17 protein-coding genes are annotated in these 14,291 nt (G+C 43.5%); 7 read left to right on the top strand and 10 right to left on the bottom strand.

Annotated elements, in window-relative coordinates; translation table 11 throughout:
* The first annotated feature begins 18 nt into the window (after window positions 1-18).
* The 4 genes from DR864_RS27030 (at window position 19) to DR864_RS27015 (ending at window position 4,115) form a co-directional block, all read left to right on the top strand.
* Entirely contained in the window at window positions 19-369 is a 351-nt protein-coding gene (locus tag DR864_RS27030) for a DoxX-related protein (protein WP_114069889.1), read from the top strand.
* Window positions 370-462: 93 nt separating this feature from the next.
* The gene (locus DR864_RS27025; RefSeq protein WP_114069888.1) at window positions 463-1,707 is read left to right on the top strand and encodes a competence/damage-inducible protein A; all 1,245 of its coding nucleotides are present in this window, start codon (window positions 463-465) and stop codon (window positions 1,705-1,707) included.
* A 48-nt stretch (window positions 1,708-1,755) separates the two neighbouring features.
* A complete protein-coding gene (locus tag DR864_RS27020) occupies window positions 1,756-3,117 on the top strand; it encodes a dihydrolipoamide acetyltransferase family protein (protein ID WP_114069887.1) in 1,362 nt (453 codons plus the stop codon).
* 161 nt (window positions 3,118-3,278) lie between these two features.
* Window positions 3,279-4,115: an alpha/beta fold hydrolase gene (locus DR864_RS27015; protein ID WP_114069886.1), complete on the top strand. Its 837-nt coding sequence runs from the start codon at window positions 3,279-3,281 to the stop codon at window positions 4,113-4,115.
* A 6-nt stretch (window positions 4,116-4,121) separates the two neighbouring features.
* Here the strand turns inward: DR864_RS27015 and DR864_RS27010 are convergent, their stop codons facing one another.
* The 3 genes from DR864_RS27010 to DR864_RS27000 form a co-directional block, all read right to left on the bottom strand.
* Entirely contained in the window at window positions 4,122-4,634 is a 513-nt protein-coding gene (locus DR864_RS27010) for a GNAT family N-acetyltransferase (protein WP_114069885.1), read from the bottom strand.
* Window positions 4,635-4,798: 164 nt separating this feature from the next.
* Entirely contained in the window at window positions 4,799-5,992 is a 1,194-nt protein-coding gene (locus DR864_RS27005; RefSeq protein ID WP_114069884.1) for a multiheme c-type cytochrome, read from the bottom strand.
* A gap of 56 nt (window positions 5,993-6,048) precedes the next feature.
* Complete coding sequence (locus DR864_RS27000; protein ID WP_114069883.1) at window positions 6,049-7,152, bottom strand: vWA domain-containing protein; 1,104 nt, start codon at window positions 7,150-7,152, stop codon at window positions 6,049-6,051.
* A 144-nt stretch (window positions 7,153-7,296) separates the two neighbouring features.
* Between DR864_RS27000 and DR864_RS26995 the strand changes: the two genes are divergently transcribed.
* Together DR864_RS26995 and DR864_RS26990 are read left to right on the top strand one after the other, a co-directional pair.
* Complete coding sequence (locus tag DR864_RS26995) at window positions 7,297-8,553, top strand: hypothetical protein (protein ID WP_114069882.1); 1,257 nt, start codon at window positions 7,297-7,299, stop codon at window positions 8,551-8,553.
* Window positions 8,554-8,645: 92 nt separating this feature from the next.
* The gene (locus tag DR864_RS26990; RefSeq protein WP_114069881.1) at window positions 8,646-9,380 is read left to right on the top strand and encodes a class I SAM-dependent methyltransferase; all 735 of its coding nucleotides are present in this window, start codon (window positions 8,646-8,648) and stop codon (window positions 9,378-9,380) included.
* A 64-nt stretch (window positions 9,381-9,444) separates the two neighbouring features.
* On the opposite strand, the gene DR864_RS26985 is transcribed toward DR864_RS26990, so the two are convergent.
* The 4 genes from DR864_RS26985 to DR864_RS26970 form a co-directional block, all read right to left on the bottom strand.
* Window positions 9,445-9,873 (bottom strand): BrxA/BrxB family bacilliredoxin, encoded by a 429-nt coding sequence (locus tag DR864_RS26985; RefSeq protein WP_114069880.1) that lies wholly within the window; start codon window positions 9,871-9,873, stop codon window positions 9,445-9,447.
* A 63-nt stretch (window positions 9,874-9,936) separates the two neighbouring features.
* On the bottom strand, window positions 9,937-10,248 hold the full coding sequence (locus DR864_RS26980) for an SUF system Fe-S cluster assembly protein (protein ID WP_114069879.1): 312 nt from the start codon (window positions 10,246-10,248) through the stop codon (window positions 9,937-9,939).
* Window positions 10,249-10,294: 46 nt separating this feature from the next.
* Window positions 10,295-10,723 carry a SufE family protein gene (locus tag DR864_RS26975; protein ID WP_114069878.1) on the bottom strand — a complete coding sequence of 143 codons (429 nt, stop codon included), beginning with the start codon at window positions 10,721-10,723 and terminating at the stop codon, window positions 10,295-10,297.
* A gap of 61 nt (window positions 10,724-10,784) precedes the next feature.
* Window positions 10,785-12,002 carry a cysteine desulfurase gene (locus DR864_RS26970; protein ID WP_205319166.1) on the bottom strand — a complete coding sequence of 406 codons (1,218 nt, stop codon included), beginning with the start codon at window positions 12,000-12,002 and terminating at the stop codon, window positions 10,785-10,787.
* A 215-nt stretch (window positions 12,003-12,217) separates the two neighbouring features.
* Between DR864_RS26970 and DR864_RS26965 the strand changes: the two genes are divergently transcribed.
* Window positions 12,218-12,526, top strand: a complete 309-nt coding sequence (locus DR864_RS26965) for a YtxH domain-containing protein (RefSeq protein ID WP_114069877.1) — start codon at window positions 12,218-12,220, stop codon at window positions 12,524-12,526.
* 63 nt (window positions 12,527-12,589) lie between these two features.
* On the opposite strand, the gene rplI is transcribed toward DR864_RS26965, so the two are convergent.
* Genes rplI through rpsF form a run of 3 tightly spaced genes read right to left on the bottom strand, consistent with a single transcriptional unit; the run spans window position 12,590 to window position 13,681 of the window.
* A complete protein-coding gene (rplI, locus tag DR864_RS26960; RefSeq protein WP_114069876.1) occupies window positions 12,590-13,033 on the bottom strand; it encodes a 50S ribosomal protein L9 in 444 nt (147 codons plus the stop codon).
* Between the two features lie 22 nt (window positions 13,034-13,055).
* A complete protein-coding gene (rpsR, locus tag DR864_RS26955) occupies window positions 13,056-13,307 on the bottom strand; it encodes a 30S ribosomal protein S18 (protein WP_013930944.1) in 252 nt (83 codons plus the stop codon).
* Window positions 13,307-13,681 (bottom strand): 30S ribosomal protein S6, encoded by a 375-nt coding sequence (gene rpsF, locus DR864_RS26950; RefSeq protein ID WP_114069875.1) that lies wholly within the window; start codon window positions 13,679-13,681, stop codon window positions 13,307-13,309. The genes rpsR and rpsF overlap by 1 nt, the downstream gene beginning before the upstream one ends.
* Window positions 13,682-14,291: the final 610 nt, after the last annotated feature.

Raw genomic sequence — 14,291 nt, 5'->3', positions numbered from 1 at the left:
CCTAAACCTTACACAAGTATGCTTTCAACGCTCGGCCGTCTGTTGCTGGCAATCCCAATGGCGATTTTTGGCGTGTTCCATCTTATGAATGCTGGCAATGTATCCGCAATGGTCCCTGCTTACTTACCTGGAGGTATCGTTTGGGTTTACATCACGGGCATTGCATTACTGGCCGCTGCTTTGGCAATCATCTTGCAAAAATGGGCGAGAACCGCCGCGATTCTACTCGCCATTATGCTTATCTCATTTGCAATTTTTGTACACTTGCCCAGTTTTTTGGAAGGGAATGAAAAGGCAATGGGGAGCCTTCTTAAAGACCTCGGCATTGCGGGAGGGGCCTTAATTCTAGCCAATACGGAGAAAGATTAAACGACCAAAAAGATTTGAACAATATGCGGTATAGGAAGGCCAACGTTCCTACCAAAACAGAATTTTGGCTAACTTTGACAAAAAATTGAATACATGGTCAAAGCAGAAGTAATTACGATTGGCGACGAAATATTGTTTGGACAGATTACCGATACTAATACCCAGTGGATTAGCACCGAATTGACCAACATCGGGATTCGAACCATCCGAAAATCGTCAGTTGGAGACGATGAACAGGCTATCTTAGAAATCCTTGCCGAAGCCGAAAGCCGGGCAGATGTAATTCTAATTACGGGTGGGCTCGGACCTACCAAAGACGACATTACAAAAAAAACACTCTGTACTTATTTCGATACCGAACTCTCTATCAACGAAGAAGCATTGGCATTCATCACCGCTTTTTTTGAGAAAAGAGGGCGTCCAATGACCGAACTGAATCGTTTGCAGGCAGCAGTGCCCAACAATTGCACTTATATTGCCAATCGTTGGGGAACCGCTCCAGGCATGTGGTTTGAGCGCAACGGTAAGGTATTTATCTCCATGCCCGGCGTGCCGTTTGAAATGAAAAACCTCATGACGCACACGCTCCTGCCCAAATTGCAAGCTTTTTTTGAGACACCTATCATTTATCATAAAATGCTCCGCACCATCGGTATTGGAGAATCTTTTTTGGCCGAGCGCATCGCCGATTGGGAAGATAACCTGCCATCTCACATCAAATTGGCGTATTTACCCAATTTTGGGCAAGTCCGTCTTCGCCTCACCGCAACGGGCACCGACTTGGAGCAACTCAAAAAAGAGACCCAAGCCGAAGTCGAAAAAGTATTGCCACTGATTGATGTCAACGTTTTTGGGTATGACAACGACGAAATTGAAACCGTGGTGGGAAGAATCCTAAAAGAGCGTGGCCAAACCCTATCTACCGCCGAAAGCTGTACGGGCGGCTATGCATCGCATTTGATAACGAAAGTGCCTGGCTCGTCAGCGTATTTTGTGGGGGGCGTAATCAGTTACAGCAACGAAGTCAAAATAGCTGAATTGGGCGTTAAGCCTAGCACATTGGCGGAGTTTGGGGCGGTAAGCGAACAAACCGTCGTTGAAATGGCCGAAGGGGTGCGCCAACGGCTCAACACCACTTATGGCATCGCGGCCAGCGGAATTGCAGGTCCCGACGGCGGCACCGACGAAAAACCCGTGGGTACCATCTGGATTGCCAGCGCAGGCCCCAACGGCACCGTAACCCAAAAATTACAACTTGGAAAATTTCGCGAACAAAACATCCAATATACCGGCGTTTATTTACTCAACCTGTTGCGCAAACAACTGCTAGGTCTATAAAATCATTGATTATTTGAGCGTTTGGAATAGGAATTAATACGAAAACAAATGGCAATTGTAGAAATGGTGATGCCCCGAATGGGAGAAAGCGTCATGGAGTGTACCATCATTAGCATCCTGAAAAAAGTAGGTGATGCTGTCGAATCCGATGATTCGGTGATGGAAGTAGCTACCGACAAAGTAGACACCGAAGTGCCCAGCCCTTACAGCGGCGTTATCAAAGAAATATTGGTTAAAGACGGCGACGTCGTGGCCATCGGAAACATCGTAATGCGCATCGAAACAGAAGTCACTACGCCCCAAAACGGTTCACCAACGCCCCCCGCAGAGGTTCCAGAAGAAGCCCTTGCGTTGGAAACCCAATTCCAATCGTTGGTAACTTCCCCTATCCAATCCCCAGTGGAGGTTCCTTCAAGCGGGCGTTTTTACTCTCCTTTGGTGCTCAACATTGCCCAAACCGAAGGTATTTCCCGTCAAGAACTTGACCGAATTGCGGGAACTGGCACCGATAGCCGCGTGACGAAAAAAGATATTTTGGGGTATTTGGAAGAAAGGAAACACCACCCCGTAGGAGCAGGCCTTGCGTCTGCCCAGAGCCTTGAGTCTACCCAAAATCTCACATCTGCCCAAAACGTAGGTGTTGCCCAAGAAACACCCCATACCAGTAGTCCGCAATCGCCTGCGTCGATTCGCAAAACTGGCATCGAGATTATTCCGATGGACCGAATGCGGCGCGTCATTGCGGAGCGGATGCTGGAATCACAGCGTATTTCGGCCCACGTATCCTCGTTTGTGGAAACCGATATGACCAACGTTGTTCTTTGGCGGAATCAAATCAAGGATGAATTCAAAAAACAAACGGGCGAAGGCATCACCTTCACACCGATTTTGATAGAAGCCGTGGTGAAGGCCATCAAAGATTTTCCGTTGATTAATATTTCGGTAGAGGGAGAAAACATTATCAAAAAACGGGATATAAACGTCGGTATGGCGGTGGCATTGCCCAGCGGGAATCTCATTGTGCCCGTCATCCATAATGCTGACCAGTACAGCCTGATTGGATTAGCCAAAAAAGTGAACGAACTGGCCAATCGTGCCCGTCAAAATAAACTTACTCCCGACGACCTCGCGGGCGGGACCTACACGGTTTCAAATATCGGCAGTTTCGGAAACATCATGGGAACCCCCATTATTCTGCAACCACAGGTAGCTATTATGGCCTTTGGTGCTATTCAAAAACGCCCCGTGGTGATTGAAACACCCCAAGGTGACGTAATTGGGGTGCGGAGTATGATGTATATTTCGCATTCGTATGACCACCGCGTGGTTGATGGTGCATTGGGCGGAATGTTTGTGAAACGTGTTTCTGATTATTTAGAAAAATTTGACCTAAAACGCTCGCCTTTCTAAAGAAAAGCGGTGCATTTATTGATTCAATTTAAAATCCCCAACTTGGTCAAAGTTGGGGATTTTTTTACCGTTATCATGGGAGGCATACTTATTTCACGGAAATAGAACTATTGTTTCAACCGCAGTTTGTTCCTACAGACTGCCATTAACTTCGTTCTATTATGCCCAAAATAACCACCGCACCCAATGTACAGCTCCACGTTGAAGACTGGGGCCAGGGACAACCCGTCGTTTTTTTGCACGGTTGGCCACTTAGCCACGAAATGTTTGAATACCAAATCAATCAACTGGGCAACGATTATCGCTGCATCCTGATTGACCGCCGTGGCTTTGGACAATCTGACAAACCTTGGGCGGGCTACGATTATGACACGCTCGCCGATGATTTACAGGCTGTTTTTGAAGAACTTGATTTACACAATGTTGTGTTGGTCGGTTTTTCGATGGGAGGCGCCGAAGCCATTCGTTATATCAGCAGGCACGGCAGCAATCGCATCGCAAAATTAGTTTTGCTCGGAGCCGCAGCCCCGCGTTTACTAAAAACGCCCGCCTTTGAAGAAGGCGTTGAAAAATCAGTGTTTGACGGTATGATTGAAAACGCCATTGAAGACCGCGCTGCCTTTATGGAATCTTTTTCGAAGGACTTTTTTGGGGCTACAATCATCAGTTCACCCCTGAGCAGCAAACTCATGGATTGGTTTCACTGGTTAACCATGAAATCATCGCCTCGGGCTTTCATCAACTGCATTCTTACGTTTAGTCAAGCCGATTTAAGCGAAGAATTGGCCTCCATTGATGTTCCTACGTTGATTATCCACGGTACGGGCGATAAAATCGTACCTTTTGATATTACCGCCAAAATCTTGCACGCAGGCATTGCTGGTTCGCAACTTATCCCGTACGAAGACGCCCCCCACGGCTTTTTCTACACCAACTGGCCCCAATTAAACCACGACTTGGCGGCGTTTATTCAGCAGCCGGTACCCGTTATGGAATAAAAGGGATTATTGTACAAAATTAGGGTTCAACCACCCCATCGGCACATCGGCAACGATGCGGCCGTCAGGGTCAAGGACGCGCCCCACGGCGCGTCCTTCGACGCTGAAACCCAGTTTTTTATATAATTCGATGGCCGCAGCATTACTTTCGCGGGCATGCAGCTCTACCCGCAAAATATCCTTACGCTCATTGCTCACATAGTCCAGCAAGGTCGAAAACACTTTTTTCCCCAGGCCTTTTCCCTGATAATCAGGATGTACACAAATGGTAGTATCGCCAAACAGGTGCTTAAAACATTCGATTCCCAAAGAGTACGTATGCACTTCGGCTACCACTTTCCCATTATCTTCGGCTACCATTGAGCAGCCATTGGCGAGACTTTTGGTCAAGAAGTTTAGAATATACGCTTCCGAAATTTCGTGTTCTTTGCGGGCAATTCCGCCCGAAATACGGGCTACATCTTTATACAGTTGCAGAATGGAAGGTAAGTCTTCCAAGGTAGATTTTCTGATAATCATAAAAAGGTGGGTTCTGTGCTTAAAATTGCCAACTAATTAGTTAGTATGACAACAAAATTAACACATTAAATTAACACCTCAAAAATAAAGGCTTACCCCAACCTTAAAGATAGAATTGTAGTTTTTGTACCATTGGGGTGAAAAACACCCGCAATATATTACCTTTACCTCACCTCAATCGCGTATTTTTCGTCAAATACTGTGATAAATAACGGATAACGCTCATCCAACTTATTATAGTCGGCCGACTTTTGGTCCAGTCTGTTTTTGGTCACTTTGACCGCAAGTGTGAGTTTCTGTTTTTTAGTAGGTTTGTAAGCAAAGGCAAAAGTGCGCTCTTCTTTTGGGTTCAAATTATTATCTTCTAACTTTTTAGCCGCTGGATACCATTCCCACTTCTCCCCTATCCTATCCGTTTTTTGAACAATGGTTTTTCCATTTTCATCCAATAATTCCATTGAAATACCGAAAAACCGTTCGGGGTCTCCCGAAGGGACTCGGTGGCCAGCAAATTCATTTTTAAGTTTGAGATGATAAACAATTTCTTGGTTGACAGCATAAGATTTCTCCACCTTAGAAGGATAAAAAGCCAAGCCGTTTAGCCCTTTGGTTTTTGCTCCTTTCACTTTAGGAATGCCCGAACCCGCAAAATAATGCAAATGACTCAATCGCTCGCCAAAGCCCGCCACGACCTCCCGCTTTGTCGGTTCCATGTGGCAGCTGATGCAGTTTTTCTGCCCATAATACGGTCCTGCTTTCCATTCATCGCCCGTTTCAAACGAACACACCAAAGTAGACGTAACGACGGCATTGGCATTATGACACGAAATACACAGCTTTTCGGAAAGAAAAACGGGGTCTTTTCGGGTGGCATGAGGGGCTTTCGTAGTGCCAGTGGAGCCAATCACGACGTTGTCGCGTACGTGGCAGCTCGCGCAATTGATTCCTTCCTGCTGAAGTTTTTTATCAAAATGAGGGTTTTTCTCTTTAACGGGCTGATAAATATCACCGTCAACCAGCCCCGTCACAATAAATTCCTGTTGATTTTGGAGCGGAATGTGGCAATTGATGCACAAATACGGACTGGACTCTTTTTTGAGTTCGGCCTGAAACTGCAAGTCCGTCCAAGCGTGGGAGTGGGTAGAATGTTGCCATTCTTCATAGTGTTTTACATGACAAGCACCGCACTGCTCGGCACTCAATGACGCCAATCCCTTCGGAATTTGTTGGTGAGGAACAGCTTTTTCCCAACTTTTGGTGAGGGGATGAATTTCTTTTTCGGTTGCTTTTAGGAATACTTGATACGCAACAATACCTGCAAAAACAATCAGCGATAGGTAAACAATCTTTTTTTGCATTTTTATCTAAAACAAAGAGTTGGAAAGTTCTGAAATCTTTCCAACTCTCACATTAATTACTTCATATTTTTCCGACGATTGCGCTGGAAATCTTCCAGTACAAAACCACCCAGTCCCTGCAAATTGCTGTAGTATGCGCGGCCATTGTTGACCCGCGTAAATTCCTGCACAAATTGCTTCAGATACGGATCGGAAGCAATCATAAAGGTAGTAATCGGCACGTCCAACCGACGGCATTGGGCGGCCAGCGTGAGGGTTTTACTCACGATTTTTCGGTCGAGGCCAAAGCTATTTTTGTAGTAACGAAGGCCTTCTTTCAAGCAAGTTGGTTTTCCGTCGGTAATCATAAAAATCTGCTTGTTTTTGGTCTTGCGGCGGCGCAACAAATCCATCGCCAACTCCAAGCCCGCCACGGTATTGGTATGGTACGGGCCCACTTCCAGGTACGGGAGGTCTTTCAACTGAATCTGCCACGCGTCGTTGCCAAACACGATGATGTCGAGCGTATCTTTGGGGTATTTGGTTTTAATCAACTCCGCCATCGCCAACGCCACTTTTTTAGCGGGAGTGATGCGGTCTTCACCGTAGAGAATCATGGAGTGGCTTACGTCAATCATCAACACTGTAGCGGTGAAGGTTTTTTGCTCTTTTTCCACCACTTCAAGGTCATTTTCTACCAGAAAAAATTCGCCAATACCGTGGTTAATCTGCGCGTTTTTGATGGATTCGGTCATGGCAATTTGGTCGAGGGTATCGCCAAACTGAAAATCGCGCACATCACTGCTGAGCTCATCACCCGTACCTGTATAGGGCGTATGGTGGTTGCCGCCCGCTTTAGAGCGTTTGAGCTTGCCAAAAATCTCTTCTAGCGCACTCTTACGAATGCTGCGCTCGGTTTTGGGGGTCATAATGACTTTCCCTTCTTCGTTTTCCTCCGTAATGTAGCCTTTGCGCTTGAGGTCTTCAAAGAAATCGCCAATGCCGTATTCGTCGTTGGTGAGGTTATACTGACGGTCCAGTTGACTCATCCAAGCCATGGCTTGGGATACATCCCCCGAATTCATCAGCAGGAGTTGCTGAAAGATGTTCAACAACTCGTCAAATTTATTTTTACCGGTTTGTTCCGTGGGCTTAAATTCCGAAAAACGATGACCAAGCATGAGAGATTGTCAAGTTAAGGATGAGAACTGTTTTATGATATTCTAACACTCAAATCACCCGGGAAGTTTAGGGACTTTGATACAATCTACGAAGATTCCATCGTTTTTGCTTAATTTTGTCTAAAGATTTTAGAGCAAATAAGAATGACTGAAAGAGTAAAAGAGTTACTTGAAGACTTCAGAAATAAGCGATGGGAAAAAATCTATACGCCTTATGAAAGACTATTTGAACTTACAAGGAACGGCGACGAACTAGTTGATTTTTTGGAATCATACCTGAAAACTTTCAAAGAGACTTCTACCTATTTTGATGACGCTTTAAGCTATATAGACGCTAAACAATTTAGTAAACTTATACAGATTGCCATAAAAATTTTGCAAAAAGAAGAAAATGAAAATGCTGAAAATGTAATTGCCTATGCAAGTTTACAATTTCCCGAACTTCTTAATGAATATCTTCACTTAATTTTTGAGTTAGAACCTAATACGTACACTTACTACGCGCAATACCCTTGGAGAAAATGTAACAGCCGCAGTATCCAAATTTTTAAGAAAAAACTCATCAACCCTGAATTAAGTCAATACGACAAAGAAAGACTATTCAAATGCCTTCTAGAAACACGTGATTTAGAAACAATCAATTTTGCCTACAATTTTGCAACTGAAGATAAGTTGATTGATAATGAAGCGATGCTCACTTTATACCTTGAACGAGTTGGCTTTACAATACAGAATAACACCATAAAAACTTACTGTCCCAACCAACTGTATCATTTGTTGTTTCCCAAGAATTATTTTCCCAATGATCAACCGATTTCTATAAATAAAGAGCAACACCCCACATGGAATTTAACACCTACTTCAAAAAAATATAAATTTGGTGGGATATTATCTGATGATGAAAAGAACCCTTTTTTCCATATTTTTACTTTGGACAACATCCCTGATGGATTGAATATTACAGAATTAAACGTCTTGGTATTAGGGGCTCATCTTAGAGAGTTAAATGAGTGTGAAGCTATTTTTTATCAACACAACACCGAAGGTAAACCTTCAAAAATCCAATCGACTGATGATGATATTGAAGTTTACTATGATAACCCAATTAAAGAAACCTATATATCATGTGCCGTTACACCTGAAAGATGGAAGTTCCAAGATTGGGGAATCTCTAATAGTAGAGAAAACTTATTCAGACTTGGAGGTGAGCCAACTTGGATACAGAATGCAGAAGTTTTAAAGTGTCCGATTTGCAATGAAAAAATGGATTTTTTAATGCAACTTGATTCTGATTTACCAACTATACAAAATGGAGAATTAATGTTTGGGAGCGGCGGAATTTGTTATGTTTTTTGGTGTAATACGTCCAAAGTAAGTGGATATACTATCCAATGCACATGAAGCTATTTACTCAAACCTGCTTATTATAAGTTGGCAACCTCTTTAACATAAAAATCAATTTACAATCTAAAGAAAGTACGAATTACAACCATATGCCAAACGCCCCGCTTTCCTCCTCGATACAAACTGTGTACGACCAACAATACGTCAATTCTGATGCGCAATGGCGTGAGATTGGCGCGCGTCAAAAAGCGGATGACATTATAAAGTTATGCCAAAAATTTAACTTTAAAAAGGTACTAGACGTCGGGGCGGGCGACGGAGCTGTATTGAAAGAACTCGACAGCCGTGGGTTTACGGAAAACCTGCACGCCGTAGAAATCTCGGGCAGCGGCATTGAAAAAATCAATGAGCGTCAGTTGAAATCGTTGCGAGAAGTAAAACTATTTGACGGTTATACGATTCCCTATGAAGATAAAGCGTTCCCGTTGGCTACCTGCTCTCACGTCGTTGAGCACGTGGAGCATCCGCGTTTGTTGCTGAGAGAGATTGCCCGCGTGTCGGAGTACCAGTTTTTTGAAGTTCCGATTGATTTCAGCCTATTCGTAGACCGCAAAATAGACCATTTTCTTTCCTACGGACACATCAATATTTACACGCCCGCACTCTTCAAATTCTTACTAAAATCAGAAGGTTTTGAGGTCATCGACGAATTATTTTTGTTCTTTAGTGACGAAGTCGTCTCTTACCTGATGAAAGACTGGAAGCAGCGGTTGGTGTATAAAACAAAGGCGTTTTTGCTCGAAAATTCCCCTTTGCGTCAGGTAAAACCCAATGCTTATGCGGTTTTATGCAAACACAAAGGCGAGGGTGTAAAGATATTTTAAAAACAAAACTTCCCGAAAGTATGAAACTTTCGGGAAGTTAGCTTCTGGCAGTAAAAGAAAGTACTTACGCTTTCTCTCCGCAGAATTCTTCAAATGCCATCACTAAATGTTCCGCAATCATTTTGGCATTGCGGCCTTCGATGTGGTGACGCTCAATAAAATGCACCAATTCATCATCCTTAAAAATAGCAATAGAAGGAGATGATGGAGGATATGGCAACAGATATTCACGCATTTTGGCAGTCGCTTCTTGGTCAACACCCGCAAAAACCGTCACCAAATTGTCGGGTTTTTGGTCGCTGAACGCCAACGCTGCTTTTACGCCTGGACGGCAAGCACCCGCTGCGCATCCGCAGACGGAGTTTACCACCACGAGCGATACTCCCTTGGCATTTGCCATGAAGTTATCTACATCGGCCGCGTCGGTGAGTTGTTGAAATCCTACGCTCGTCAGATCTTCTTTCATCGGAGCTACTAAGTGAGGAGGATACATAATTAGTTTACAGTTTTAAGTTTACAGTTTTTTAATGCTATACAGCCCTTCTCTGGGAAGGTTTTACAAAAATCCAAGTTCAAGTTTGGCTTCTTCACTCATCATATCCTGTGAGTAAGGCGGATCCCAAGTCAATTCTACGCTTACGTCATTGACGCCTTCCACTTCCCGGATTTTTTGTTCAATTTCGGCAGGTATCGTCCCCGCCGATGGACAAGACGGCGAAGTGAGCGTCATTTCAACGTAGACATTGTTTACGGGGAATATTTTCAGGTCATAAATCAGGCCCAATTCCCACACATCCACGGGGATTTCGGGGTCATAAACCGACTTTATGGCTTTGATAACTTCTTCTTTTAATTCTGATTCGGTCATTTCTGTTGGGGTTAATCGTAATGAGCGCTGGAGGCATCCAATTGCACTAACTAACTTTTTCGGTGGCGCGTTGCGCAAACTCTTTCATTCTAGCAATCATCGAAGCCAAACCACCCGCCCGCCGAGATGTAATGATGCTACTCATGCCTATTTTATCAATAAAGTACAAATCGGCATTGGCTACATCTTCGGGCTTTTCGTCCGACAATATCTTAATCAAAAGACTCACAAGGCCTTTGCTGATTTGGGCCGTCGGTTCGCTGTCGGCTTCAAAATGCACCACATCACCGCGCATTTCAGAGTGCAGCCACACTTTCGACTGACACCCACGAATCAGGTTTTCATCCGTTTTATAGTCTTCCGCAATGGGCGAAAGTTTTTTACCCAAGTCAATAATATACTGTGTTTTGTCCAACTGATCGTCGAACAACTCAAAATCTTCAATTAACTCGTCTTGTTTTTCGTTGATTGTCATATTACCTGTAAATCCTGTTTTCGATTTGAATACCGAGTCGCTAAAATCCAAATCACGTTTTTTAGCTCAACATCTTTTTAACTCTCTCCAAACCTACGACTAATTTATCAATTTCTTCTTTGGTATTATAAACCGCAAAGGAGGCCCTGGAAGTTCCGGGAATTCCGAGTCGCTGCATCAAAGGTTGGGTACAATGATGACCCGTCCGAACGGCAATGCCCTGTTGGTCCAAAATTACGCCCACATCCTGCGGGTGAATCCCATCCATCACAAACGAAATAACGCTCACTTTCTCTTTAGCAGTACCCACCAATCGTAACCCTCCAATGGTGTTGAGGGCATCGGTACCGTAAACGAGCAGTTCATGCTCATAATCCGCAATCTGCTTTTTACCAAGCGTTTCTACGTATTCAACGGCCGTATAGGCGGCTACCACATCGGCGATATTGGGCGTACCGGCTTCAAATTTATAGGGCAAATCGCTGTAAGTAGTTTTAGCAAATGTTACTTCTTTAATCATCTCGCCACCACCACGGTACGGTGGCATGGCGTTAAGAATGTCTTTTTTGCCATACAACGCGCCCATGCCCGTAGGGCCATAGAGTTTATGTAACGAAAATACGTAAAAATCACAGTCTAAGGCCTGTACATCAATGTCGATGTGAGAACTAGCCTGCGCACCGTCAATCAGCACTTTAGCCCCCACTGCATGCGCTTTCTCAATGATTTCAGCAACAGGGTTGATGGTTCCGAGGGCATTGGAAACGTGGACAACCGAAACGAATTTCGTTTTCTCAGAAAGCATCTTTTCGTATTCGTCCATTAGCAATTCACCTTCGTCATTGATGGGAATCACGCGAAGCACGCATCCCTTTTCTTCGCATAGCATTTGCCAAGGCACAATGTTGGAGTGGTGCTCCATGGTGCTGATGATGATTTCGTCGCCTTCCTTCAAAAATGTCCGTCCGTAACTTTGAGCAACCAAGTTGATGCCATCGGTGGTGCCGTAAGTAAAAATGATTTCCTCCACGTGGCGGGCGTTCAAAAAAGTCTGAATTTTATGGCGAGAAGCTTCAAAGGCAGACGTGGCTTTTTCGGCTAAATGGTGAATTCCTCGGTGAATGTTGGCGTTGTAATGCTCATAATAACGCGTCAGGGCATTCAAAACGGGTAGTGGCTTCTGGGTAGTAGCAGCATTGTCAAAGTAGACCAACGGTTTTCCGTTGATTACTTCGTTTAAAATGGGAAAGTCCTGCCGAATTTTTTGGATATCAAGCACTTTATGGAAAATTAGTGGTGAGTAATTCCCGTTAATCGTCAACGATATATTAAAGTAGCTGACATTAACGTTGTTGTATAGAAATAAAACACACAAAATTAGAGTTGAGTTTTATAAAGTCTAAATAAAAAGCCAACCGTTGGTGTAAAAATCATTTTTTGCGTCATCTAATCGTGTTATATTGTTTATGTTTTCAAACTAAAACCACAAATACCATGGTCAATGCCAAACACTTAGCTACTTTTATTCTGGGGGCCGCCGCCGGGGTAGCGTTACACAAATATTTAAAAACAGACGAAGGCGAAAAAATGGTCGAAGACCTTAAATCTAAGGCGGGCGATCTGAAAACGGAGGCCGAAGACTCCCTTGAAAAGATTCCGGAGTATTTCGAGCAGCTCAAAAACCAGGGCTCCGATACCCTCAAAAAATATTCACCAGAAGTCGAGAAAATTCTTCAGGATTTGCTCGACAATATCCGAGGCAAAGGCGGCTCTGCCCCAACCGCAACACCTCCTACGCCTTAGAGCAGGGCACAAAAAAAGTGGCGCACCTTTCGGTAGCGCCACTTTTTTTATATTCAGCGTTGATTACGCTTCAGCTACTACATTTACAGTTACGGCATGTTTCACTTCTTTATGAAGATCAAGCGTAGCTTTGTAGGTACCGATAGTTTTTACGTCTTCAACCGTAATTTTCTTACGATCAACGTCAAATCCTTTGGCTTTGAGGGCTTCCGAAATCTGGATGCTCGTCACACGACCAAAGATTTTGCCGCTGTCACCCGCTTTAGCGGCGATTTCAACGGTCATTTCACCGATGGCTGCTGCCAAATCTTCGGCGTCTTTTTTGATTTTTTCGGCCTTGTGAGCAGCTTGCTTCAAGTTTTCGGCCAATTGCTTTTTGTTGGACTCGGTCGCCATCACCGCAAATCCCTGCGGAATAAGATAGTTGCGACCATAACCGGCTTTCACCTCTAAGATATCATTCTTATATCCTAGTCCGGCAATATCAGTTCTTAAAATAACTTGCATCGTCAGTTTTCTCCTTCCGTTTTTACTTTAATTGATCAGCTACGTATGGCAATAATCCCAAGTGACGCGCACGCTTGATGGCTTGCGACACCTTACGTTGGTACTTCAAAGAGGTACCTGTCAGGCGGCGAGGTAAGATTTTACCTTGCTCGTTGATCAACTTCAAAAGGAAGTTAGGATCTTTGTAATCGATGAATTTGATACCAGCTTTCTTGAAGCGGCAATACTTTTTGCGATTTTGATTACGCTCGATTGGTTCGTTTACTAGTGTCATTATGCGTCGCCCTCCTTAGCTGTTTCGGTTTGTTTTCTTCCAACTAATCCACTGCGTTTGCGCTCGGCATACGTTACGTGATGTTTTTCCATAGCTACCGTCAAATAGCGCATTACGCGCTCATCGCGACGGAATTCAGTCTCAACGACTTGAATCAAAGAAGGCGCAGACTTGAACTCAATGAGGTGATAAAAACCTGTGTTCTTGTTCTGAATTGGATAAGCCAATTTTTTTAGGCCCCAATTTTCTTCGTGTACGAGCTCCGCACCGTTGTCGGTAAGGATTTTGCGGAACTTCTCAATGGTGTCCTTCATCTGTTGATCAGATAAAACGGGAGTTAAAATGAACACCATCTCATACTGTTTTGTAAACATACTGAGAATTGTTAAATGGTTATACTAATGAACTCATTGTAAATGAGGGCGCAAAGGTAGCTTTTTTTGAGAAAAGCACAAAAAATAGTGTAAAAAACCCAGCAAATATGAGCCAAAAAACAAAAATGATGAAGTTTTTTCCGAGTAATCCTTGGAATCTTAAAGTAATTTTACGGATATTTGCAATGGAATTAAATCGCTAGACATTAAAGAGAATATGCAAATTTTCTTTAATCGCATTATTAAGCTAGAACTAAGCACTAAATTATTTCCTATTTTAGTATATTTTGTATATATATTAAATAAATTATTTACTTGATTTCAATTTTGTCATTTTGTTGTTAAAGGTTTTCAGTTAGATGTCAATTTGGCGGCCAATGCGGCACCTGACGCCGCCAAGTACTGAAAATGCGGGGATAGCATCGGGCAAATTTGCCTGATGCTACTTTTAAACTTAAAACTTGTTCTGTTTCACAACCCCAAAAGGCTAGATTTCTTTATCATTCAATTCAAGATATACACACAAACACCTTTACCATGTCAGTTCTCGAATTAAAATTCACCTACTCCTTAATATAATAGCTAAATTGAGTAACTTATTTGAAGTTAC

Origin of the sequence: Runella rosea (genome assembly GCF_003325355.1) — a bacterium.
Taxonomy (GTDB): Bacteria; Bacteroidota; Bacteroidia; order Cytophagales; family Spirosomataceae; genus Runella; species Runella rosea.
This window is presented reverse-complemented; position numbering and strand designations above follow the sequence as displayed.

Bases quoted from the DNA above. Each gene is read 5' to 3' on its own strand.
- DR864_RS27010 (WP_114069885.1), bottom strand. From the start codon at position 4,634: ATGATTATCAGAAAATCTACCTTGGAAGACTTACCTTCCATTCTGCAA.
- DR864_RS27030 (WP_114069889.1), top strand. From the start codon at position 19: ATGCTTTCAACGCTCGGCCGTCTGTTGCTGGCAATCCCAATGGCGATT.
- DR864_RS26980 (WP_114069879.1), bottom strand. From the start codon at position 10,248: ATGACCGAATCAGAATTAAAAGAAGAAGTTATCAAAGCCATAAAGTCG.
- rpsR (WP_013930944.1), bottom strand. From the start codon at position 13,307: ATGACACTAGTAAACGAACCAATCGAGCGTAATCAAAATCGCAAAAAG.
- DR864_RS27015 (WP_114069886.1), top strand. From the start codon at position 3,279: ATGCCCAAAATAACCACCGCACCCAATGTACAGCTCCACGTTGAAGAC.
- rplI (WP_114069876.1), bottom strand. From the start codon at position 13,033: ATGCAAGTTATTTTAAGAACTGATATTGCCGGACTAGGATATAAGAAT.
- DR864_RS26995 (WP_114069882.1), top strand. From the start codon at position 7,297: ATGACTGAAAGAGTAAAAGAGTTACTTGAAGACTTCAGAAATAAGCGA.
- DR864_RS27000 (WP_114069883.1), bottom strand. From the start codon at position 7,152: ATGCTTGGTCATCGTTTTTCGGAATTTAAGCCCACGGAACAAACCGGT.
- DR864_RS27020 (WP_114069887.1), top strand. From the start codon at position 1,756: ATGGCAATTGTAGAAATGGTGATGCCCCGAATGGGAGAAAGCGTCATG.
- DR864_RS27005 (WP_114069884.1), bottom strand. From the start codon at position 5,992: ATGCAAAAAAAGATTGTTTACCTATCGCTGATTGTTTTTGCAGGTATT.
- DR864_RS26985 (WP_114069880.1), bottom strand. From the start codon at position 9,873: ATGTATCCTCCTCACTTAGTAGCTCCGATGAAAGAAGATCTGACGAGC.
- DR864_RS26965 (WP_114069877.1), top strand. From the start codon at position 12,218: ATGGTCAATGCCAAACACTTAGCTACTTTTATTCTGGGGGCCGCCGCC.
- DR864_RS27025 (WP_114069888.1), top strand. From the start codon at position 463: ATGGTCAAAGCAGAAGTAATTACGATTGGCGACGAAATATTGTTTGGA.
- DR864_RS26975 (WP_114069878.1), bottom strand. From the start codon at position 10,723: ATGACAATCAACGAAAAACAAGACGAGTTAATTGAAGATTTTGAGTTG.
- DR864_RS26990 (WP_114069881.1), top strand. From the start codon at position 8,646: ATGCCAAACGCCCCGCTTTCCTCCTCGATACAAACTGTGTACGACCAA.
- rpsF (WP_114069875.1), bottom strand. From the start codon at position 13,681: ATGTTTACAAAACAGTATGAGATGGTGTTCATTTTAACTCCCGTTTTA.